This window comes from Anaerolactibacter massiliensis (assembly GCF_900290205.1).
Taxonomy (GTDB): domain Bacteria; phylum Bacillota_I; class Bacilli_A; order Erysipelotrichales; family Erysipelotrichaceae; genus Bulleidia; species Bulleidia intestinalis.
Genome location: NZ_OLMH01000002.1, coordinates 1847254 through 1869513 on the forward strand (window position 1 = coordinate 1847254; position 22260 = coordinate 1869513).

The window sequence follows — 22260 nt, forward strand, 5'->3', positions numbered from 1 at the left end:
AAAAGTATGGAAATGCAGTATTTTCTTGATCTTATTCCCTGTAAGATTCGGCTCAGGATGATATCCAATCTCCGGTATTGGTAAACCATGTTCATCATATTTCCTCAATTCCCGAAGACTCGAATTTTGTAAGTGTAGCTCCACCGGAAAAGAAAAGAATCAGTCCCTGATCGGAACTGACTCCTCTCCCTGCCGATCGTCTTCCGTCTCGGCTTCGATTTCCTTGATGATGCACTCATTGCCAGTCAGAAGATAGGTCTCTTCGCTCTGGCAGTACGGACACGTTCTTCCGTACTTTACCGTTTCATAGGTCTTGCCGCAATGCTCGCAGATCGTCACGGCTGGCAATGTCTCCAGCTTCAGCTCGGAATCCTTCAGCACCGGATGGCGCACCTTGAAGTAATTCCAGCAATCCACGAAGTAATCCGTCATGATTCCGGAAACTTCGCCGACCTGCAGCGTCACTGAGCCGATCCGGGTAATATGCTGCTCTGCTGCCAGCTCATCCAGCGTCTTCGCCAGATGAGTGACAATGCCCATTTCATGCATCTTTCTTCTTGCCGAAGAGAATCTTCATCTCACGCTTTGCCGCATACGGCGCAATCGCCTTGAACTTATCTTCAGCCTTGTACATCTTCGATGCATCCGGCAGATCTCTGCTCAGATGAATTGCGTCAAACTCACACCGCGTCGTGCACAGACCGCATCCGATGCAGCGATTCAGATCCACATACGTCGCTCCGCAGCCCAGGCATCTCTTCGCCTCTGCCTGCACCTGCTCTTCCGTGAACGGCAGACGCTCATCATGGAAGGTTCCTTCCAGTTCCTTCACCTTATGCGGAACCTGACGCTTCGCATTGTCATAGGACTCGACAACGATATCTTCCTTATTCAGCTCGATGAACTTGCGCAGATCTCTGGCAATCGTCTGAGACTGACCAGGATGCACATGACGATGCATCGATTCGCATGCCATCTTTCCAGCCGCAATCGCATCAATCGCAAACTTCGGACCAGTGAACACATCGCCGCCTGTGAAGATATCCGGATCTGCAGTCTGATAGGTAACCGGATCCGCGATAATGCCGCCGTTCTTTCTCGTCTCTACCTTCGTTCCCTTCAGAAGATCGCCAAGCACCACCGACTGGCCGATGCTCATCAGCACATTGCTGCAGGAAATCGTGATCGTCTCATTCTCGTCATACTGCGGGTTGAATCTGCCGCTGGCGTCCTTGACCTGCGTGCACTTCTTGAACACGATGCCGGTCACCTTGCCATTCTCAGTCAGCACTTCCTTCGGGCCCCAGCCATTGCGGATCGCAATGCCTTCTGCCTTTGCTTCAGCTACTTCATCCGGAGCAGCAGGCATTTCCAGCGCACCTTCCAGGCAGACCATCGTGACCTTGCCATCCGTAACTCTTAATGCAGTACGGGCGACGTCCACAGCGACATTGCCGCCGCCGACCACCACGACGTCACCGCTCAGGCGGCTGCCCTGGCCCTGGTTCTCTTTGCGCAGGAACTCGACACCAGTCTGGACACCCTCTGCATCTTCGCCCGGAACACCAGCCTTTCTGCCGCCCTGGCAGCCGATGGCAAGATAGAATGCCTTATAGCCTTCCGCCTTCAGTTCCGGAATGGTAACATCTTTTCCGACTTCCACACCGGTACGGAATTCTACGCCCATCTGCTTCAGCACATCGATTTCTGCAGCAATGACATCTTTCTCAAGACGGAAGCTCGGGATGCCGTTCATCAGCATTCCTCCGAGGTTCTCTTCCTTCTCGAAGACTGTGACATCATAGCCTCTGGTTCTGAGATAATACGCACACGAGAGACCAGCAGGACCGGCACCGATGACCGCCATCTTGTAATCAGGTCCCCACATGCCGCCATCATCCTTCTCACAGATCGGCACAAAGCGATTCTCTGCCTTGAGTTCCTGAGCAGCGATGAACTTCTTGATTTCATCAATGGCAATCGGCTGATCAATCGTACCGCGGGTGCACTCATCTTCGCACCGGCGGTTGCAGATGGCACCGCAGACTGCCGGGAACGGATTATCCTGCTTGATCAGCTTCAGCGCATCGAGATATCTGCCCTCGCCAGCCATGTGCACATAGCCCTGAACTGCAAGATGGGCAGGACAAGCAGTCTTGCATGGTGCAGTACCAGTCTCATAGCAGTTGATCTTCGCATCTTCCCGGTAATTTGGATTCCAGTTATCTGCGGTCCACTTCGTCTCATCCGGAAGCAGCGTCATCGGATAGGTCATCGCACCATGCTTCGTGCAGAGCTTCTGACCAAGCTTGGCAGCCCCGACCGGGCAGACTTCCACGCACTTGCCGCAAGCCACGCACTTATCTTTCTCAACATGCGCACGATAAGCGGAACGGCTCATGTTCGGCGTGTTGTACAGCTGCGACGTACGGATCGCATTGCAGACACCCGGAGCGCAATTGCAGATGCCGACGATCTTGTCTTCTCCATCAATGTTGGTAATCTGGTGCACGAAACCATGCCGCTCAGAACGCCTGAAGATCTCCATTGCCTCATCATAGGTGATATAGCGGCCAGTTCCGCGGTCAACGCAGTATTCTGCCATATCTCCGACGCCGACGCAGAACTCGCCGTTAATCTCTCCGGAACCTTCTCCTCGTATCGACTGCTGCTTGCGGCATGTGCACTGACCAACCGAATATTTGTCATACTTGTTCAGCCAGTGGCTCAGATGTTCGACAGAAACACTCTCGCTGCACGATTCAATTGCCTTTTCTACCGGCAGCACATGCATGCCGACACCTGCTCCGCCCAGCGGAACCATCGGCGTCACACCTTCCAGCGGCATCTGCGTCATCAGGTTGAAGAACGTAGCCAGATTCGGATGCTCTTCCGTCAGCTTGTCCTGCATCATCATGAACTCTGCCGAACCAGGAACAAAGACCGGCACATCATACTGCAGATGCTTATCTGCATTCTCGCGGTTCTTTTCCAGCACGCCGATCCACAGGAGATGATCAATCATCTTCTGCGTATCCTCAATGCTCATGTGGTTCATCTCGGCAAGCTGTTCCAGATCATAGTTGACTCTGGTCTTCTTGAAACTGAGCAGGAACTTCGCCTCTTCCTTGGTCAGCACTTCATCCAGCGCCCAGTACTCCGGATCATCCGTCTTCATCGTATGCGTGAACTTCACCGCATAACGATCCGTGATCATCTCGCCAAGCCGCTTGATGGCCTTCTCCTTTTCCTTGTCTGGCGCAACGTAGTTGGGATTCTGTTTGTAATCCCGTTCGTTTGTCATCCGATTCTTCTGGTCCTTCATTTCCTATCTCTCCTCCTGCTTGATTTCATTCACTGCCTTCCGCAGCCATTCTTCCCATTCCTGCATGCCTTCTCCGGTCTTCGCACTCACCGGGAAGATCTGTATGTCCGGATTCAGATGCTTCACCCTCTCCACGCACTTCTCTATTGAGAAAGTGAAAAATCCCTTCGTATCCATCTTCGTGATGACTAGCACATCGCTCTTCTGAAACATCAGCGGATACTTCAGCGGCTTGTCATCTCCTTCCGGAACCGAAAGAATCATCACATTCTTCTGCGCTCCGGTATCAAACTCCGCCGGACAGATCAGATTGCCGACATTCTCTAAGAATGCCAGATCCACATCCTCCAGGCCCATCTCATCCAGGCCTCTCTTCGTCATGCCTGCATCCATATGGCACATGCCATCGGTATGTACCTGGATCGACTTCGCCCCGGCAGCTTCCATGCGTTCCGCATCTACTGCTGAATCAATGTCTGCCTCCAGCACGGCAATTCTCTGATCGCTCATATCGCTGACCGTCTTCTTCAGCAGCGTTGTCTTCCCTGATCCTGGCGAAGACATCAGATTGATCAGCAATACTCCCTTGCTTGTAAGCTCTTCTCTCAGCGCATCTGCATCCCGGTCATTGGAAGCCGTCACGCTTTCCTTTAATTCAATGATCTTCATGCCCTGCTCTCCTCAATCCGGTTTCTGAGCCACGCAATCCATGCCTCGAAGCCTGTTCCATTTAACGAAGATACCGGCAGAATCGCAATGTCCGGATTCAGCTTCTTCGCCCGCTCTTCAAGTGCTTTCATATCGAAGTCAAATACTTCCATGGCATCGATCTTATTCACTAAGAGACAGTCGCTGACCGTGAACATCAGCGGATATTTCAGCGGCTTGTCATCTCCTTCCGGAACCGACAGGATCATGATCCGGACATCTGCCCCGACATCAAACTCCGCCGGACATACAAGATTCCCGACATTCTCCAGGAAGACGAGATCCAGTCCATCCAGACCCATCTCCTCTAATCCCCGCTCTGTCATATCAGCATCCATATGGCAGCTGCCGCCTGTATGAAGCTGAATCACCTTCACACCCTCTGCAGCGATTGTTCTCGCATCGACATCCGAATCCACGTCTGCTTCCATGACGCCGATCCGATAATCCTTCTTCAGTTCCCGGATCGTCCTCACCAGTGTTGTCGTCTTTCCAGCTCCTGGCGAAGACATCAGGTTGACTAAGAACGTATGATGCTGCTTCAGCGATGCTCTGACTTTCTCTGCTTCCTTCGCATTGTCTGCCTGAACACGCTCTTTTGTTTCAAAGATCTCAAAAGCACGATCTTCCATAAGTCCCCTCCGATTGTGCACCAAATTCACAAGACAGAACTATCATACACGAGAATGAGCGAAGGAAACCACACTTTTTTTGATAGTTTCCGCACAATACTCTGTTTTCTGGTTAAACCACATGAAAAAATGAATGATTTTCTGAAAAGAAGGCTAAGAAAAACGCCCGCATCACTGCGAGCGTCAGGCTCTGGCCTCATTCTTCGAAGCTTTGATGACCTTCATGCGGGAGAATTCTTCCCGTTCTTTCTCTTCGAGCTGATCCGAGATTTCGCGGATCTGTGATTCGTATCTAGGAATCACGATATTTTTCAGGGCATTTGCCCGTTTCTGCGTCTTGGAAATGGCATCGGCCAGGCGGTAGACACTGCTGTCTACCTCTGCCAGCACCATCGTCAGCTCCTTGACCTTCTGAAACTGAAGATAGGCTTCATCAATCCGGGAGTTCGTGGATTCCAGTCCATAAGGAATCTTCACTTCTTCCGGCTTCTGCCAGATGACATGCGGCACTTCAACACCCATGACCGAGCGATACGTCATCTGAATGCTATCTTCTACCGGAATCTCATCCAGCACGCTGCCCAGCTGGCCGGTATACAGGTTTGCCTGTTCCAGCAGGTAATAGGCAAGCTTATAAGCCTCTGAGATCTGATCGCGGACGAGTCTGACCTGATCGGCCTGCTTCATCATCTCGCTGATCAGAATATTCCGTTTGCGGTCCATCAGCTCATAGCCGCTCTGCGACAGCTTCAGCGCTCTCTTCAGGCGGATCAGGTTTCCTTTGGTAGCCGCAATCTGCGTGCTCATTTCTGCTCTCCCTGCAAGACGAGCTTAATCGTTTCCTCTGCATGTTCCGGATGATAGTTTTCCTTGATCAGCTGCGGATCCAGACGATCCAGAGCAGCCTCCGGAAGCGTGGAAAGAAGAGCCCAGCCCAGATTCAGGGTCTCCTGCATCGAGCGATTCGTATGGAAACCCTGGCCAATGAAGATCTGCTCAAATCTGCGGCCGAACTTCATATACTGCTGGTCCATCTCGGACAGTTCATCTTCGCCGATGACGGAAGCCAGCGAACGCGCATCCTGCACCTTTGCATAGCATGCAAACAGCTGGTTGGCAACATCCTGGTGATCTTTTCTCGTATAGCCTTCGCCGATGCCGTCTTTCATCAGACGGGACAGAGAAGACAGCACGCCGATCGGCGGCATGATGCCGTTCATGAACAGATCACGGTCCAGAACAATCTGACCTTCGGTGATATAGCCGGTTAAGTCAGGTACCGGATGGGTAATGTCATCATTCGGCATCGTCAGAATCGGCAGCTGGGTCACGGAACCCTTGCCGCCCTTGACGATTCCGGCTCTTTCATACAGAGAAGCAAGATCCGAATACAGATAGCCAGGATATCCTTTTCTGGAAGGAATCTCTCCGTTGGAAGAAGAAAATTCACGCACCGCCTCGCAGTACGCCGTCATATCGGTCAGAATGACAAGCACATTCATGCCGCATTCATAGGCCAGATATTCAGCAGCCGTCAATGCACAGCGCGGGGTCAGAATACGCTCGATGATCGGGTCATCCGAAAGGTTGACATACATCGCAACCTTCTCCATGACACCCGTCTCTTCAAACGAACGGCGGAACATGTCCGCGACATCATTCTTGACACCCATCGTGCCGAACACGATGCAGAAGTTGCCGGCATCTTCGCCCGTCAGCTTTGCTTGACGAACGATCTGCACGGCCAGCTGATCATGTGGCAGACCGGAGCCCGAGAAGATCGGAAGCTTCTGGCCGCGGATCAGCGTATTCAGACCATCGATGGCAGAAATGCCGGTCTGGATATAATTGCGCGGATATTCTCTGGAAACCGGATTCAGCGGTCTGCCGTTGACATCTGCAAACTTGCTTGCATACACCGGTCCCATGCCGTCAATCGGCTCGCCGATGCCATTGAATGTACGGCCGAGGATTTCCTTTGACAGCCCGAGTTCCATCGGATGTCCAAGCAGTCTGGTCTTGGTATTCGTAAGCGAGAGACCATCCGTGCCCTGGAACACCTGGATCACGGCTCTCTCTCCTTCAATCATCGTGACTCTTCCGGTTCTGACGGATCCATCTTCCAGGGTCAGTTCCACCATCTCTTCATTGGAAACCCCGCTCACATGATCCAGGGCAACCAGTGAGCCCTCGATCCGATCGAGTCCGAGATATTTCAAGCTCATTTCAGGTCCTCCCTTTCTACAGAATCGAATTCAGTGCCTCATCGATCTTCGCATCATAGGAATCGAGAAGCGCAATGTTGCTGTTGGGTACATCATATTTCATCTTGATGACGGTTTCGAAGATGCCGGTCTTCGCAATCAGAGAGACCGGGATCTTCTTCGCAACCTTATCCTGGCAGGCTCTTCTGAGATACGAAATCACTTTCAGCATCTTGTACTGCTTGGCAAGCGGGACCGACGCATCATCCGGGTGGAACGCATTCTGCTGCAGATAGCCGACTCGCACGACTCTGGCAATTTCGAGCGTCAGTTTCTGATCTTCCGGGAGCACATCCGAGCCGATCAGCTTGACGACTTCCATCAGCGTATCTTCCTGATGCAGGATTTCCCGCATCTCTGCTCTTAAGCTCATGAAGTCACGAGCCACATTCTGACCATAGTAATGGGCCAGATCATCTGCATAATCCGAAGAACTCTCATTCCAGTTCACAGCCGGATAATGACGCGCATAGGCCAATGACTTATCGAGTGCCCAGAAGCATCTGACAAACCGTCTCGTATTCTGCGTGACTGGCTCTGAGAAATCACCACCTTGCGGTGATACAGCACCGATCAGCGTGACGCTTCCTTTCGCCCCGGACAGCGTATCCGCATAACCAGCCCGCTCATAGAACTGCGCGATTCTCGAAGGCAGATAAGCCGGAAATCCTTCTTCAGCAGGCATCTCTTCCAGACGTCCTGAGATCTCTCTCAGCGCTTCTGCCCAGCGGGACGTGGAGTCTGCCATCAGCGCCACATGGTATCCCATATCACGATAGTATTCGGCAATCGTGACACCGGTATAGATGGACGCCTCACGAGCAGCCACCGGCATATTCGACGTATTTGCAATGAGTACCGTGCGATCCAGCAGGGAATTGCCGGTCTTCGGATCTTTCAGTTCGCTGAATTCCTCGAGGACCTGGGTCATCTCGTTACCGCGCTCTCCGCAGCCGACGTAGATGATGATATCGGCATCGCAGAACTTCGCGATCGAGTGCTGCAGCATCGTCTTGCCAGCACCGAATCCGCCCGGAATCGCAGCCGATCCGCCCTTGGCAATCGGGAACATCGTATCGAGTACTCGCTGACCTGTGATCAGCGGAATCGTGAGCGGTTCTCTAGCCTTGATCGGACGCGGCACACGCACCGGCCACTTCTGAGCCAGGGTGACCGGAATCTCTTCGCCAGTCTCTTCGTTCTTCACTTTCAGCAGAACATCATTCACCGTATACGAACCATCTGGTACTGCTTCAGTGATCGTTCCGCTCACATGAACCGGAATCATCGAGCGATGCTCAATGACAGGTGTTTCCTGGCAGGTCGCAAAGATCTCGCCGCCATTGACCGTATCGCCCTGCTTCAGGACCATATGAACGTCCCATTTCTTCTCTTCATCAAGAGATGGAACACTCTTTCCTTCGGAAATGAATGCACCCTGCTGCTCATGAATCTTCTCGAGCGGCCGTTCGATGCCATCATAGATATTTCTCAGCATGCCAGGGCCGAGCAGTGCATTCAGCAGCGAACCGGTACCCTTGACTTCCTCGCCCGGCATCAGGCCGGTCGTGGATTCATAAACCTGGATCGTCGTCACCTCGTCATTGATCCGGATGACTTCGCCAAGCAGCTGCTTTGTTCCGACGTAGACCATTTCCCGCATGGAGAAGGAATTGGTATTGCGGACCGTGACAACTGGTCCGTTGATGGAATAGATGACATCGCTCATGCCTGTTCCTCGCTTTCATCCAGATTGAATCCGGAATGTTCACGGAACCACTGCTCGGCATCCTGAAGTCTGTCCTTCAGCATGCAGGTGTATTCCATGCGTGCATCCGCATCCACATACTGGAAGCCGCCGATCGGCATATAGACAGCCTTCAGCGGATTGGCAAGGCCTTCTTCTTCCAGAATCTTCTTCATCAGCGCTTCATCCTGCACGCGGACCACGAAATATCCGGACGGCGTCGTCTTCAGCTGTTTCACATTCTTCCGGAGATATTCTTCGTAAGCAGGCGTCTTCGTGAATGCTTTCAGATCGCTGCGCACTTCTTCAAACAGCTCCGAAACCAGCTGCTGACGCAGCTCAAGAAGCTGTTTTCTGGTATTCATCCTGTCGGTCGAGCTCTTGGTAGCCGCATACTGCCTCAGATCCTGCAGCTCCCCTTCCAGATACGTCTCGTTCTCTTTTTCAAGACCCTTCCGGAAGAACTCGATCTGATCTTCCTGCATCGCCTTCGTCTCCGCATTGACACGCTCTTCGACCAGATCTGCATTGGCCCGCACGTCTGCCTTGATGGCCTCCAGGATTTTCTTCTCTTCTTCTTCCATGAACTACCTCTTCTTACAACTTGATGCCAATGGCCTCGCTGATGCTGCGGTTGATCGACTCGCCGATCTCACCGCTGCCATCGCGGTCCGGAATCTCGACAATCAGCGGCTTTGCGAGATTCATCTTGTAATCCGATACCACATCGCTGCATAAGGAGATCACTCCAGTCGTCATCAGAATCATCGCGATATCCGGTTCCTGAATCAGCTCTTTCAGCCGTTTCAGCACTGCATCGCGGCTGGAAATGACTTCTCCCTCAAAACCGGCAAGCCGCATGCCGGTCACGGTATCCGTACTGTCACTGATGACGTAAGCCTTCATAGCTCAGAGATTGTTCAGGATCAGAATGGAAATCAGCAGTCCGTAAATTGCAATACCTTCACCAAGCGCGACGAAGATGATTGCTTTACCGAAGTTATCAGGATTCTCGGAAATAGCACCAAGAGCAGCCGGAGCAGCCTTCGCAACAGCCCATGCAGCACCAAGCGAAGAAGCAGCGACAGCTAATGCAGCAGACAGGAAGCCCATCGACTTCGACGGATCCACAGCAGCACCATCTTCAGCGAGAACCGTGAACTGATGCATCTGGAAAAACATCATGACAGCGAATACCCCAGCAAAGATCGAGATCTGAGCAAGCATCTTCGTCTTGGCATTCTTCGCGGAAATCTTTCCGCTGAAGATCAGCGCAATCGGTCCGACAATCAGTACAACGGCAATGAGAGGCAGAATCATTTCTTTCAGTGTAAGCATAAGTTTTCTCCTTTATTTTTCCGGATATTCCGGTCTATCTTCCTTAATTGTTCAGCCAGCCTGAAGGGCCTTGAAGCGGACACCGCCGCCGGTATAGTACCGGCTGAACATCTCATAATATTCAAGACGCAGTGTCTGAATGCCGACGATCAGGCCCTCAAGAATCATGACAAACGCGTTGCCGATGATCAGCACCACCGGACCTGCATTTCCTGTCATCTTCACCAGGGTCATGACAACCAGCATCATGCCGGCATGCGACAGCACGAAACCGCCGACACGCAGATAAGACATCGAGTTCGTGACAAAGGACAAGAGAATCTCGATCATCTCGAAGATCGACTGCGTCACATAGCCGCCCCAGCCCTCTTTCGGCTTCATCGCTTTATGTTCCACCGCATTCGTGAACGGTTCCTTCATGACGAAGCAGATGACCGGAAGCACGAAGCAGATGATGATATACAGCGGATTCTTCGCAATATTCACGCCATTGAGCTGGCTGTATACAATCGCAAACATGATCGAGCCATAGAACACAAGACCCGCTACGCCATTCTGCGAGAACAGCACTTCGCCGTATTTCTTCTTCTTGGCATTATTTGCAATATTGATCATCTGCGTGATCATGATCAGCACCGCACCGATCGCAATCGCCGAGATCAGCAGGAACATCGTATTCGAGTTCGCCATGACATCAAACAGCTTCTCCCGAACATGGAACAGCTTCTGATGAATCGGATTCAGCGCATCCTCATAGCCGAACAGAGAGCCGAACAGGAATCCGAAGATCGTCGAAGTAATGCCGACCCTGCCGATCACCCCGAACAGCTTTCCTTTCTTTTCAAACGCCAAGCCGATCACCATCAGCGCCAGGCCCTGACCCATATCTCCGAACATGATGCCGAACAGAAGACAGTATGTCAGCGCCATGAAGAAGGTCGGATCGAAGTCTCCGTACTGCGGCAGGGAATACATCTCCACGAACAGTTCGAATGGTCTTGCAAACCAGTTATTCCTGAGTACCGTAGGGCATTTGCACTGCGGCATTTCCGAAGGCTCCTTGAACCGGAAGTCCACCGGCATTCCGGTAAACACATTCTGGTATTTCTGCTGCTGATCCGCCTGGATGAAGCCGGAGACAATCATCTTGGAATCAAGCACCGCGACATCCGGATACATCGAGCAGACTCCATCTTCCTGCTCGCAGTATGCATACACATCATTGATCCGCTCGCGGTATTCCTCCATCAGCCGATGGACATCAACGGCTGGAATCTCAATCGGCTCGAAGTACAGATCCTGGAAGATCTTCCTGACTTTCTGCGCATAGGAATCAGAAGTCACGTATACCATCCAGATGTACTGATCCGTGGCATGGCAGCGATGATGCACGAAGTTCTCCTGCCCGTACATGGACAGCTTCGGGAAGCTGTCAGCCGGCAGTCTTCCGAATCCGAAGTTCAGATATCTGCATGCATGAATCCGCTCGAACCCGCACTTGCTCAGTTCCTTCAGTGCCGCTTCATCATCCGGAGTCAGCAGCACCTCGCTCGAATCTGAATTGATTCCGAACTTGTCTGTGATCTCTGCGATGAACGCCTCAATCTCTTCTTTTGTATATGCCTTGGACGGGGCGGCATTCTCCTTGATCTCGCAGCCGATGCTGTGGGCAAGATTGCGGATCGTCTGCCGGTAGCCGGAATAAGGATTGTCCTCATTGAGCAGCTGGCCGCCGTTGTCTTCCGTCACGATCTCTGATGCACTGACCGGATGCAGAAGACCGCAGGTTCTTGTCTTCATCAGCATCTCATCGAGATGTTCCCGATCCGTGCAGGCACTGACGAATTTCATTGGTACAATTGCCATTGTGCCGAACTCCTTTCCTAATACACCAGCATCGGTTTCATGTGATCAATGCCGATGCCATATGATACGCCTTCGATGATATTCACCACATTCTGGATCTCGATGCGCGACAGCAGCAGATAGCTCAGAAGAACCAGCTTAGGCTCCGTGCTCAGCTCCATGAAGTGATAATTCATGTGATAGCGAATCATCCCGGTATAATGCTCAATGCTCGTGAACTTTACATTCTTCACATACCGGTGATACTTCTTCTGCAGTTTCTCAATGACCTGCTCAGCCGTGCTCGAACTGATCAGATCTTCCATCTCCCGGTCATTGAACAGATTCGTCGTATGCGTGACTAACGGCCGGATCTGATCAGGCGGGGCATGGAAATATTTCTTCAGACGGTAGATCAGCGCGATATTATCCAGTTCGATCCGCGCCTTCACAATCTCCATCATGTCATTTCCAGCCCGCCCGTAGCCGGAAACAACCTCCATGACAGTCTCGTAGTAGTTCAGCCTCAGCTCATGCTCAAGGCCGATGTAATTGATCTGGGCCATGTCTTTCGTCTCGTACTTCCGCACGATCCGCTCATATCTGGTTCCTTTCAGAACCTTGATCAGATCGCTGAAGTTCGTGACTTCAGGAAGCTTCTTCACATCGAAGGAGAGGTAATGGCCGATATAGATCGGCATGTCCGCAATCATCGAGCTGCGGGCTTCGCTGTCCTTCTGCGTGAACCAGCGGATACTGCTGAGAATCAGATCGATCTCTTCCGTCTCCACGGCGGCATAGATGAATCTGCCGTAATCACCTTCGCTGTATCTCAGAAGCTTCTGCAGTCTCCGGTACACATCCATCCGCACCAATGCTTCCAGCTGTCCGGCATGGACTGCCTTCTCATTGACCCCTGCAAGTGCTTCCGAAAATACCGATCCCCGCTTCAGCGCCCCGGCAATCTCTGCCACGCTCTTCTTCTGCATCAGCGCGAGATAATCCGGTTCCTTCATGCGCTCCCCGAACATTGCCCTGGCCTTTGCGGCCATTGCCATATCAGAGCTCATTCACCCTCCCCGGACAGGATCCGTTCTACCAGTTCTTTTCTCCATCGTTCTTTATTCCCGGCAAAGGACGAACGGAGCTTTTCCGATTCCCGGTCGAAGTAAGCCTTGCTGGCTTCTTCATCCTTCCGGATCTTCTCATCCAGTTCCTTCCTGGTCGCCTCTACCTGGGCATTGACTGCTGCCCTGGATTCCTCGGTCAGCCGCTTCTTCTCAGCCTCGATTTCCTGCTTCATGCGGAACCGCTTTTCGTGAAGGTCAGCAATGCGTTTCCTTGTCTCTTCATCATCGCTGATCAGATCCTGAATCGCTTCAATTTCCATAAGTTCTTCCCTGCTTCTTTTTCTTAAGCGTTCAAATTATATTCCTTTTTCTGCCAAACTCAATTCTTCGGATGCGTGATATCCCTGCACAATCCATGAATTTTCATGATTTCTTCTGAAGGAAGCGTTTCCAGAAGAACTGAGTACTGCTTTTTCAGCCTCCATAGCGGAATTGATATAGATGCCCGAATGCCATCCTAGATCTCAGCCTGCTTCCGATCGGCAGTCTTCTGCAACAGAAAAAGCTGCAGCGGCGAGGGGCAACTATGTCATTTGCCCTTGTCCGCAGCAGCTTTTTGTTCTTCCTGTTCAGGCAGCAGTCACGCCAGTGACCTTGTAATCCTTGTCTTCGACTGCCTTCTTCAGAACCGCGTCATCTACATCCTTGCTCAGTTCTACCACTGCTGTCTTCGCATTATGATCTGCCTTGGCAGAAACCACTCCATCAACGCTTTCCAGTGCCTTCTGAACCGTTGCCTCGCAATGCTCGCACATCATGCCTTCTACATTCAGAATCTTCTTCATCGTTCTATTCTCCTCCTTGTTTTCTTCCAGACGAATGAATTGATAGTCCTGTTCTTCTACTGCTTTCTTTACTTCTGCTTCCGAAACCGGTTCTGAAACCTGCATCACTGCCGTTCCCTTCACATGGTCAGCCTTGACGGAAATGACCCCGGGAAGGCTTCCGAGCGCCTTCTGAATCCGGTTCTCGCAATGCTCGCACATCATGCCGCTGATCACTGCAGTCTCAGTACGGACTGCTGCAGGTTCTGCTGCTTCAAGCGAAGCTTCTTCCGTTTCGGCAAGGGCACGATGTTTCAGAGGCCGATCCTTTGAAGCATCATGCATACGGAACAGATTCAGTCTCAGCGCGTTCATGCATACGGTGAAGCTCGATAAGGACATTGCTGCTGCTCCGATCATCGGATTCATCTTCCAGCTGAATAATCCAGCCGCCAGCGGAATGCAGATCGCGTTATAAAAGAATGCCCAGAACAGATTCTCATGAATATTGCGCAAGGTTGCCCGGCTCAGGCGAACCGCCGCAGCCACATCGCTCAGCCGGCTGTTCATCAGCACGATATCTGCCGAATCGATGGCGACATCCGTTCCTGCTCCGATGGCGATTCCGGTATCAGCAGCGGTGAGAGCAGGCGCGTCATTGATGCCATCGCCGACCATCGCTACCTTGCCGCGCTTCTGAAGCTTGCGGATCACCGCCTCCTTGCCATCCGGCAATACTCCGGCAATGACCCGATCCACCCCGGCCTGTTTTCCGATTGCCTGGGCAGTGCGGGCATTATCGCCCGTTAACATGACGACCTCAATGCCCATATTCTGCAATTGCCTTACTGCGTCTGCAGAGTCTTCCTTGATGGTATCTGCAACCGCAATGATGCCAGCCAGCCTGCCATCCTCTTCAAAGAAGAGCGGCGTTTTTCCTTCATTCGCCAGTTCATCAGACTTCTGAAGCAGCTCTTCAGGAACCTTCACCAGAGAACTGATGAACTTCCTGCTGCCGCCATGAATGACCTTGCCATTCCATACCGCACTGAGCCCATTGCCAGGCAGAGCCTTGAAGTCTGTGACCTCTTCTGCCTTCATGGAACGCTTCTCAGCTTCTTCAACAATTGCTTTCGCAAGCGGATGCTCAGACTTCTGTTCCAGAGAATCTGCCAGCTTCAGCAGCTCTTCCTCACTTCTTCCATATGGCAATAGATCCGTGACAACCGGCTGACCGCTCGTGATCGTGCCCGTCTTATCCAGGGCAGCAATCTGCACCTTGCCAGCCTCTTCAAGCGACTCGGAGGTCTTGAACAGAACCCCGTTCTTCGCTCCTAAGCCATTGCCTACCATGATCGCAACCGGGGTTGCAAGTCCTAATGCACAAGGGCAGGAAATCACAAGCACGGAAATTCCTCTTGCCAAGGAAAACGCAAGCGACTGACCTGCAATCAGCCATCCGATCGTCGTGATAGCCGCAATGATGATGACGGCCGGAACAAATACTCCGGATACCCGATCGGCAATCTTCGCAATCGGCGCCTTGGTGGCTGCCGCATCGCTCACCATCCGGATGATCTGAGAAAGCGTCGTATCCTCGCCGACTCTGGTCGCCCGGCAGCGGATGAAGCCGCTCTGATTGATCGTAGCAGCAGAGACCGCATCTCCTTCTGATTTATCTACGGGAATGCTTTCGCCCGTCAGAGCAGATTCATTCACTGCACTGGTTCCCTCTTCAATCACGCCATCTACCGGAATGCTTTCGCCAGGACGGACCACGAAGATATCCCCTGTCCGCACCTCATCAATTCCGACGGTTTCTTCTCTGCCATTCCTGATCACATTCGCGGTCTTCGGAGCCAGCTTCATCAGGCTCTTCAGTGCATCCGTCGTTCTGCCCTTGGACATTGCCTCAAGCATCTTGCCGACCGTGATCAGTGCCGGAATCATCGCAGCACTCTCGAAATAGAGCTCATTGTGATACATGGACATCAGATCCATGTTCGAAACTCCATTCGTCACCGCCGCCGTCATCTGATAGAGCACCACCAGAGACCAGCCGAAGCTCACGGAAGAACCAAGCGCCACCAGCGTGTCCATATTCGGTGCACCCTCAATCAGCGAACGGAAACCGCTCGTGAAGAACTTCCGGTTGATCATCATCACCACTAACGCCAGCAGCATCTGCGTAAGCGCAAGTCCGAGATGGTTATGCACGAGGAACGAAGGCAGTGGCCAGTTCCACATGTTATGCCCCATCGTGATATACATCAGCAGCACCAGGAAGATCACGGAATACTTCAGCCGCTTCTTCAGCTTCGGCGTCTCCCGGTCTTTCAGCGCATCTTCTTCTGCCGCAAGCCGGCTGCTTGCACTCTTCTTCGCAGCAGTTTCTTCCCCTTTCAGAGCAGCACCGTATCCGGCATGCTCAACTGCCTGGATAATCGCTTTTTCATCTGCAGTTCCTTCTACTCCCATCGAATTGGTCAGAAGGGATACCGAGCATGAAGTCACTCCCGGCACCTTTGAGACTGCTTTCTCTACCCGAGCCTGGCATGCTGCACAGCTCATGCCTGTCACAACAAACTGTTCCATATTGCTGAACCTTGCCTCTTTTCCAATTGCTGATCACTTCATCAGCTTCTGCACTACTTTCACGAATTCATCAATGGACTCCGTCTTGCCTTCTTTCAGGTCTTCCGCCACGCAGCCCCTGATGTGCTCTGCCATGAGCACCTTGTTGAAACTGTTCAGAGCACTCGTCACCGCTGATACCTGAATCAGGATATCCGGACAGTAGAGATCATCCTCGACCATCTTCTCAATGCCGCGGATCTGTCCTTCTGCCCGCTTCAGCCGTACCATCAGATCCTTCTTCGTTTCTTCAGATCTCATCGTATGCCTTGCACAGGCAGGACATGTTTCCTTTTCTTCTTCCATTGTTTGGTATATACAAATTAGGCTCATCCAGCCAAGCATAACTTGTATGCGTCTCCTTTCTCTACCGGGTTTAGTATCGGTCCGGTAACCGTGTAGAATTGAGATCGTGAATGCGTACCTGTACTTTTCATTGTTGTAGCTTTGACTACGTGGAGGATTATCTGGCCGCTTCGTTGTATAGGTAACTGTGATTAGTTAGATGAGCCCTTCTCTTTTCTTGAAGTGAGTTCACATTTTGAACCATACTCTCTGATACTTTTTGAGGCGGTGGCACAGGTATTCGTCACATTCAATCTTTAAAAGGAGTTATTACTATGATTTGCATTGGCATTGATGTCGGTAAGTTCAAGCACTGTGCTGCAGTGATGGATGACAAAACCGGCGAAGTTCTTATCAAGTCTTTCTTTTTCACGAATGATCAGAAAGGGCTTGATCTGTTTTATTCCAAAACAAAGCAGTTTCTTCATCGTAAACATGCTGTAGGCATGGAAGATACCGGGCACTATATGATCAATCTGACGAAATTTCTTCTGGAGAAGAAGTTCACCGTCAAATATATCAATCCAAGATCCACTGCTCTGCGTCGCAAAGAGCTTGGTATGTCGGCCAAGAATGACCGTAAGGATGCTCTGCTTATAGCTGAAATGCTCAGCGAGAAGAAGTTCTGGCGTTCTGTCTCCGCTGTGACCATGCAAACAGATAAGCTGCGTGAGCTGACTCGTCTTTATCACCAGCTGAAGGAGCAGCAGAATCAGGATATGAACCGCCTTCAACGTGCTCTCGATATTGTCTTCCCAGAAGTAAATACTCTCTCCTGGACAAGATATTCTCAGTCCTATATGCAGTTCCTGTCCGAATATCCAAGTGCTGCTTCTATCGCTTCTGAAGATATCAGAAACCTTCGTAAAGCCCTTGAGGTAAACGGACGCGGCAGACGCTCTAAGGTGACTGCCGAAGAGATCAAAGAAGCTGCACGTAATTCAGTGGGTGATGACAACACAGCCGTTGCGCTTGAAGTTCAGTCTATGATTGCTCTGATCAATACTAGAGCTGAACAGATTGACACTCTGGATAAGAAAATAGAAGAATTCAGTCACCAGCTAAACTCTCCTATAACTTCCATTCCCGGCATCTCTTACATAACAGGAATGACTATTCTTGCGGAGATCGGCGATATCAACGACTTTCCTGAAGCAGCGAAGTTGATATCCTATGCCGGTATGGAGCCTCTTGTGCACCAGTCAGGCAAATATGACGCTGCACACATGCCTATTTCCAAACATGGATCCAGGTATCTGCGCAAGGCCCTGTATCAAGCTGTCTTCACAGTCTGTAAATACTGCCAGGTCTTCAATGATTATTATACTAAGAAACGAGATCAGGGAAAGACTTACCGTTGTGCTCAAGGACACTGCGTCCGCAAGCTCCTGAGAGTGATATACAAGCTTCTCTCCACCGATACAGTCTACGATTCTGCCTTAGTACACTAACCATTGATTCATTCTGATAAACATAATCCACATCATAGTCAAAGCTACAAATGTAGTTGTTTTAACTGTACTTTATTCACGATTTCAAAGATCACTTGTGAGATTCTGCTGGATTTCGTCTTAAATCTCACTTTCTGTCAATTTCTACTTGACTTCCTTATAGTTAAATCCTCCGCATACCCCATTGGGGTATTGCACGTTTGTTATATACCGGGGCAGGGTATCTGTCAACCCTTCTGCAGCTCTTTTTTCTCGGCAAGTTCAGGAAACGTGAATTAGAAAAGTCTAACCGAAATTTTCGCATGATTTTCGCATATTCTTATTGCAAAGAAAAAAATGCATGGTATGATATTACCAGTTAGTTAAATCTAACCTTCAGAAACAGACAACCAGATCTCAGTATTCACTCCTTCACCTGATTGTTCTCCTGTACTGAGATCTCACCCCTTCCATTTGTCTGGATTCTCTGATGACAGGCATCTCGCACAATGCCTGAAGTGTATGAAAAGAATCGCAGTTCTTCCCGTCTGCGATTCTTTTTCTTTTCTGATTGCGCGTATATAATGCTTGAGCAAGTCGGAGGGAAAGCGCATATGTATCTGCTTTATGCATTCGGAATCGGAGCACTGGTTGCCTTTCAGGTTCTGTTCAACGGAAGTCTCGGAAATGCAATCGGCGTCTATAATGAGGCAATGATCGTCCATGCGGTAGGAGTGTTCTTCGCATGGCTTTTCCTGAAAGCGTCTCATAAGAAGCTGGTGCTGGACCGTTCGCTTCCCTTCTGGGCTTATCTTGGCGGATGCATCGGCGTTCTGACGGTAATCTTCCAGGCTCTGGCCTTCGGAAGGATTTCGATGATCAGCATCTCTTCCCTTACCCTGCTGGGCGGAACTCTGGCTTCTCTGTTTCTGGATAGTTTCGGTCTCATGGGCATGGAGAAAAGGCCCTTCAACCGTTCCACACTGATCGGCTTTGCCTTCTCCATCGCAGGCATTCTGGTCATGATGGATTTCAATGAGAAATCCTCAGTCATTCCGGTAATCCTGTCCCTGACCGCCGGGGTCGTCATTGTCATTTCCAGAACGATCAATGCTGTCCTGAGCAATTCAATCGGTGCGCTGCAGGGATCTTTCATCAATCATCTGGCAGGTCTGCCGATCACGATCGTGCTAGCCTTTCTGCTTGACGGGCTGAAACTGCAGCAGGCAAGTCTTCTGTTTTCCGCTCCGGTGTGGACTTACTTCGGCGGTGCCATCGGTGTTGTCGCCATTGCCTGCAATAATGTCGTCGTTCCGAAGATCAGCGCCTTTCACTTCACATTGCTTTCTTTCCTGGGCCAGATGGCAACTTCCATTCTGATTGATCTTGCCTTCGGAACTGCAGCCAACATACGTTCCGTATACGGCGGTCTGCTGATTGCAGCCGGCATGATCCTGAATATGCTGCTGAGCAGGAAGAAAGAAGCTCAGGCCTGAATCTGATTCAGAATTTTCGGAAACAGGCGCATGCAGATGCATGTGCAGACAATTGCAGCACTCGCATCCGCAAATGACTCGGCTAGATACACGCCATTATAAGCAGGCGTGATGAAGTGCGGCAGGATATATGCCAGCGGGACCAGCAGGAATACCTTTCTCAGAAACGCAATAAACAGCGAAGTCTTCGGCTGATTCAGCGCCACCAGCAGATTCTGGCAGGCTCTCTGCAGGCCGAAGATGCAGAAGCCGCTCATGAATAACGGCATTGCCTTCTTCACCGCAGCGATCAGGGCAGGATCATTCGTGAACATGCCTGCTTCCATCTCGGGGAAGAACACCATCCACAGCACCATTGCCAGATTGAACAGGAAGGAAACTGCAAGAAGAATCCGGAACCCTTCTTTCACACGATCTGCCTTTCCATTTCCGTAGTTGTAGCTCAATACCGGAATGCACCCCTGGCCGAATCCCTGCAGAGGAATGCTGATGAACTGCATACCCGACTGCATGATCGTCAGCGCACTGACAAAGATATCTCCGCCATAGCGGGAAAGCTGTCCATTCAGCACAAACCCGATAAGTGCCTCCGTGCTGCCCATGACAAATGGAGAAATTCCAAGGGCAGTCATTTCCCTGATGACTCCCGTATCCAGCCGAAAATGCTTCAGGCTCAGCCGGATGGCGGCCTCTTTCTTCGTCAGAAACTTCAGCACGATCCATGCACTGACTGCCTGCGACGCAACCGTTGCAGCTGCCGCTCCGGCGATTCCCATTTCAAGAGAAAACATCAGAATCGGATCCAGCACGATATTGATCACTGCCCCGATAATGACAGAAAGCATCGCAACCCGCGGATATCCCTGACTGCTGATGAACGGATTCAGACCGACAGAAACCATCACAAAGAATGTGCCAAGCAGATAGATGCTGAGGTACTGGTGCGCATAAGGAAGCGTTCCTTCGCTTGCCCCGCAGGCTTTCAGAAACGGGTCCATGGTCCCGTAGAACAGAACCATCAGCACCGCCGAAAACACAATCAATAGAAACATGCCATGATTCAGAATCGCTTCTGCTTCCTCTTTCCTGCCTTTTCCGAGGGCAATCGAGCAGAGCGGAGCACCTCCTCCGCCAGGAATATTGGCAAACGAAGAAATCAGAATGATGATCGTATTGCAGAGACCGACTCCGGCAAGGGCTGCCGTGCCGACCTCAGGCAGATGGCCGATATAGATCCGATCCACAATGCTGTACAGCAGATTCACGAGCTGCGCTGCCACCATCGGCATCGCCATCCGGAACAGCAGCCTGGCCATCTTCTCAGATCCGAATTCTTCATACCGCTCCGGCCTGTTCATGAAACAAGTCCTCCATATCCGGCGATGATTCCGATCACAGCACCGATCAGAATCACCGGAATCGGACTCACTTTCTTCTTCCGGATCAGATAAACGCTTAATCCGAAGATCCCCGCAGACAGCAGAAACGAATCCAGCTTCAGCGAAGAATCCGGAAAGAACACCGTCTTTCCGACTGAGATCAGCGCAGCTCCGATCAGCCCGACCACCGCCGGCCTCAGCCCTGCCATCACGCCCTGCACTGCAGTGCTTTTCCGGAATGCTTCATAGGACTTCGCAACGATCAGAATAATCAGAAACGAAGGCGTGACCACCCCAAGCGTCGCACAGACAGCACCGGCAATACCACCCGTCACCGTTCCGATATACGTGGAGACATTGACTGCAAAAGAACCAGGCGTCGATTCACTGACCGCGATGAAATTGACCAGTTCATCCAAGCTCATCCACTGATGTGCCATGACCTCCTGCTCCACCATCGGCAGCATTGCATAGCCGCCTCCGAAGGTGAATGCACCGATCCGGAAAAACGTCAGAAACAGATCCAGATAAAGATTCATGCCTGCTCCTTTCTCCGGACAAGACGCGTATAAGCAAGCCCGATACATGCCGCACATACAATCACAATCAGCACATTCCCGTCAAATACCGCAACCGCCAGAAACGCAGCCGCCATCACGAGGTATTCCATCTTTCCTTTCGGACATGCACGATACATTGAAAGAAGCGCCTGCAGAATCAGCGCAAGCACTGCCGCACGGATTCCGAAGAACGCATACCTGACTGCCAGAAGCTGCTCAAACTGCTTCAGCACAAATGAAATCACATAGATAATGATAAAAGAAGGAAGCACCACCCCGGCCGTAGCCGCCAGACTTCCTCTGATTCCCGCAACCTTATATCCGATAAACGTCGCACTGTTAATCGCAATCGGTCCTGGTGTAGATTCTGCAATCGCCACAACATCCAGAATATCTTCCTCGCTGATCCAATGACGCTCGAAGACGGTCTCCTGCTTGATCAGTTCGATCATGGCATAACCGCCCCCGAACGTGAACGCACCGATCTTGAAGAAGGTTCTGAATAGATCCAGTGTCTGATCTCTATTTCCCTGTTTCTGCATACCTGACCATTGTATCACCCGGTCTGCCAGACAAAACGGATGATTCCATTCCTCTGGTCTTCGTCTGATCTGCAATTCCTTCTGCGAAAGTACAAGAATCTGCAGCAATGCTCCAGAGGTA

The 22260-nt window shown here is 51.2% G+C and carries 20 protein-coding genes; 2 read left to right on the top strand and 18 right to left on the bottom strand.

Going from position 1 to position 22260, the window contains the following annotated elements:
• Positions 1-159 precede the first annotated feature (159 nt).
• The 15 genes from C7E00_RS12295 to C7E00_RS12365 all read right to left on the bottom strand — a co-directional run bounded on the left by C7E00_RS12295 (position 160) and on the right by C7E00_RS12365 (position 16648).
• Positions 160-540, bottom strand: coding sequence for a hydrogenase maturation nickel metallochaperone HypA (locus tag C7E00_RS12295; protein WP_239928569.1), 381 nt, complete (start codon positions 538-540; stop codon positions 160-162).
• 1 nt (position 541) lies between these two features.
• A complete protein-coding gene (locus C7E00_RS12300) occupies positions 542-3325 on the bottom strand; it encodes an FAD-dependent oxidoreductase (protein WP_204378625.1) in 2784 nt (927 codons plus the stop codon).
• A gap of 3 nt (positions 3326-3328) precedes the next feature.
• The gene (gene hypB / locus C7E00_RS12305) at positions 3329-3994 is read right to left on the bottom strand and encodes a hydrogenase nickel incorporation protein HypB (protein ID WP_105304541.1); all 666 of its coding nucleotides are present in this window, start codon (positions 3992-3994) and stop codon (positions 3329-3331) included.
• Complete coding sequence (hypB, locus tag C7E00_RS12310) at positions 3991-4665, bottom strand: hydrogenase nickel incorporation protein HypB (RefSeq protein ID WP_105304542.1); 675 nt, start codon at positions 4663-4665, stop codon at positions 3991-3993. Before hypB (C7E00_RS12310) ends, hypB (C7E00_RS12305) begins: the two co-directional genes overlap by 4 nt.
• Positions 4666-4848: 183 nt before the next feature.
• Positions 4849-5472 (bottom strand): V-type ATP synthase subunit D, encoded by a 624-nt coding sequence (locus C7E00_RS12315; protein ID WP_105304543.1) that lies wholly within the window; start codon positions 5470-5472, stop codon positions 4849-4851.
• Entirely contained in the window at positions 5469-6890 is a 1422-nt protein-coding gene (locus C7E00_RS12320) for a V-type ATP synthase subunit B (RefSeq protein ID WP_105304544.1), read from the bottom strand. The genes C7E00_RS12315 and C7E00_RS12320 overlap by 4 nt, the downstream gene beginning before the upstream one ends.
• 16 nt (positions 6891-6906) lie before the next feature.
• Positions 6907-8658, bottom strand: a complete 1752-nt coding sequence (locus tag C7E00_RS12325; RefSeq protein WP_105304545.1) for a V-type ATP synthase subunit A — start codon at positions 8656-8658, stop codon at positions 6907-6909.
• On the bottom strand, positions 8655-9260 hold the full coding sequence (locus C7E00_RS12330; protein WP_105304546.1) for a V-type ATP synthase subunit E family protein: 606 nt from the start codon (positions 9258-9260) through the stop codon (positions 8655-8657). Before C7E00_RS12330 ends, C7E00_RS12325 begins: the two co-directional genes overlap by 4 nt.
• 13 nt (positions 9261-9273) lie before the next feature.
• The gene (locus C7E00_RS12335; RefSeq protein ID WP_105304547.1) at positions 9274-9582 is read right to left on the bottom strand and encodes a V-type ATP synthase subunit F; all 309 of its coding nucleotides are present in this window, start codon (positions 9580-9582) and stop codon (positions 9274-9276) included.
• A gap of 3 nt (positions 9583-9585) precedes the next feature.
• Complete coding sequence (locus tag C7E00_RS12340; RefSeq protein WP_105304548.1) at positions 9586-10014, bottom strand: ATP synthase subunit C; 429 nt, start codon at positions 10012-10014, stop codon at positions 9586-9588.
• 51 nt (positions 10015-10065) lie between these two features.
• On the bottom strand, positions 10066-11880 hold the full coding sequence (locus tag C7E00_RS12345) for a V-type ATP synthase subunit I (RefSeq protein WP_105304549.1): 1815 nt from the start codon (positions 11878-11880) through the stop codon (positions 10066-10068).
• A gap of 17 nt (positions 11881-11897) precedes the next feature.
• Positions 11898-12929: a V-type ATPase subunit gene (locus C7E00_RS12350; RefSeq protein WP_105304550.1), complete on the bottom strand. Its 1032-nt coding sequence runs from the start codon at positions 12927-12929 to the stop codon at positions 11898-11900.
• Complete coding sequence (locus tag C7E00_RS12355; protein ID WP_105304551.1) at positions 12926-13249, bottom strand: type 2 periplasmic-binding domain-containing protein; 324 nt, start codon at positions 13247-13249, stop codon at positions 12926-12928. The genes C7E00_RS12350 and C7E00_RS12355 overlap by 4 nt, the downstream gene beginning before the upstream one ends.
• Positions 13250-13558: 309 nt before the next feature.
• Entirely contained in the window at positions 13559-16348 is a 2790-nt protein-coding gene (locus tag C7E00_RS16545; protein WP_105304552.1) for a heavy metal translocating P-type ATPase, read from the bottom strand.
• Between the two features lie 33 nt (positions 16349-16381).
• Positions 16382-16648 carry a metal-sensing transcriptional repressor gene (locus C7E00_RS12365; RefSeq protein ID WP_235897210.1) on the bottom strand — a complete coding sequence of 89 codons (267 nt, stop codon included), beginning with the start codon at positions 16646-16648 and terminating at the stop codon, positions 16382-16384.
• 359 nt (positions 16649-17007) lie between these two features.
• On the opposite strand from C7E00_RS12365, the gene C7E00_RS12370 reads away from it, so the two are divergent.
• Together C7E00_RS12370 and C7E00_RS12375 are read left to right on the top strand one after the other, a co-directional pair.
• Entirely contained in the window at positions 17008-18183 is a 1176-nt protein-coding gene (locus C7E00_RS12370; protein WP_105303714.1) for an IS110 family RNA-guided transposase, read from the top strand.
• Positions 18184-18776: 593 nt separating this feature from the next.
• Positions 18777-19658: a DMT family transporter gene (locus C7E00_RS12375; RefSeq protein ID WP_167836592.1), complete on the top strand. Its 882-nt coding sequence runs from the start codon at positions 18777-18779 to the stop codon at positions 19656-19658.
• Here the strand turns inward: C7E00_RS12375 and C7E00_RS12380 are convergent.
• The 3 genes from C7E00_RS12380 to C7E00_RS12390 are packed head-to-tail and all read right to left on the bottom strand — an operon-like array spanning position 19649 to position 22214.
• Positions 19649-21016, bottom strand: a complete 1368-nt coding sequence (locus C7E00_RS12380) for an MATE family efflux transporter (RefSeq protein WP_105304555.1) — start codon at positions 21014-21016, stop codon at positions 19649-19651. The genes C7E00_RS12375 and C7E00_RS12380 overlap by 10 nt on opposite strands.
• A complete protein-coding gene (locus tag C7E00_RS12385) occupies positions 21013-21576 on the bottom strand; it encodes a chromate transporter (RefSeq protein WP_105304556.1) in 564 nt (187 codons plus the stop codon). The genes C7E00_RS12380 and C7E00_RS12385 overlap by 4 nt, the downstream gene beginning before the upstream one ends.
• A complete protein-coding gene (locus C7E00_RS12390; protein WP_204378626.1) occupies positions 21573-22214 on the bottom strand; it encodes a chromate transporter in 642 nt (213 codons plus the stop codon). The genes C7E00_RS12385 and C7E00_RS12390 overlap by 4 nt, the downstream gene beginning before the upstream one ends.
• Positions 22215-22260: the final 46 nt, after the last annotated feature.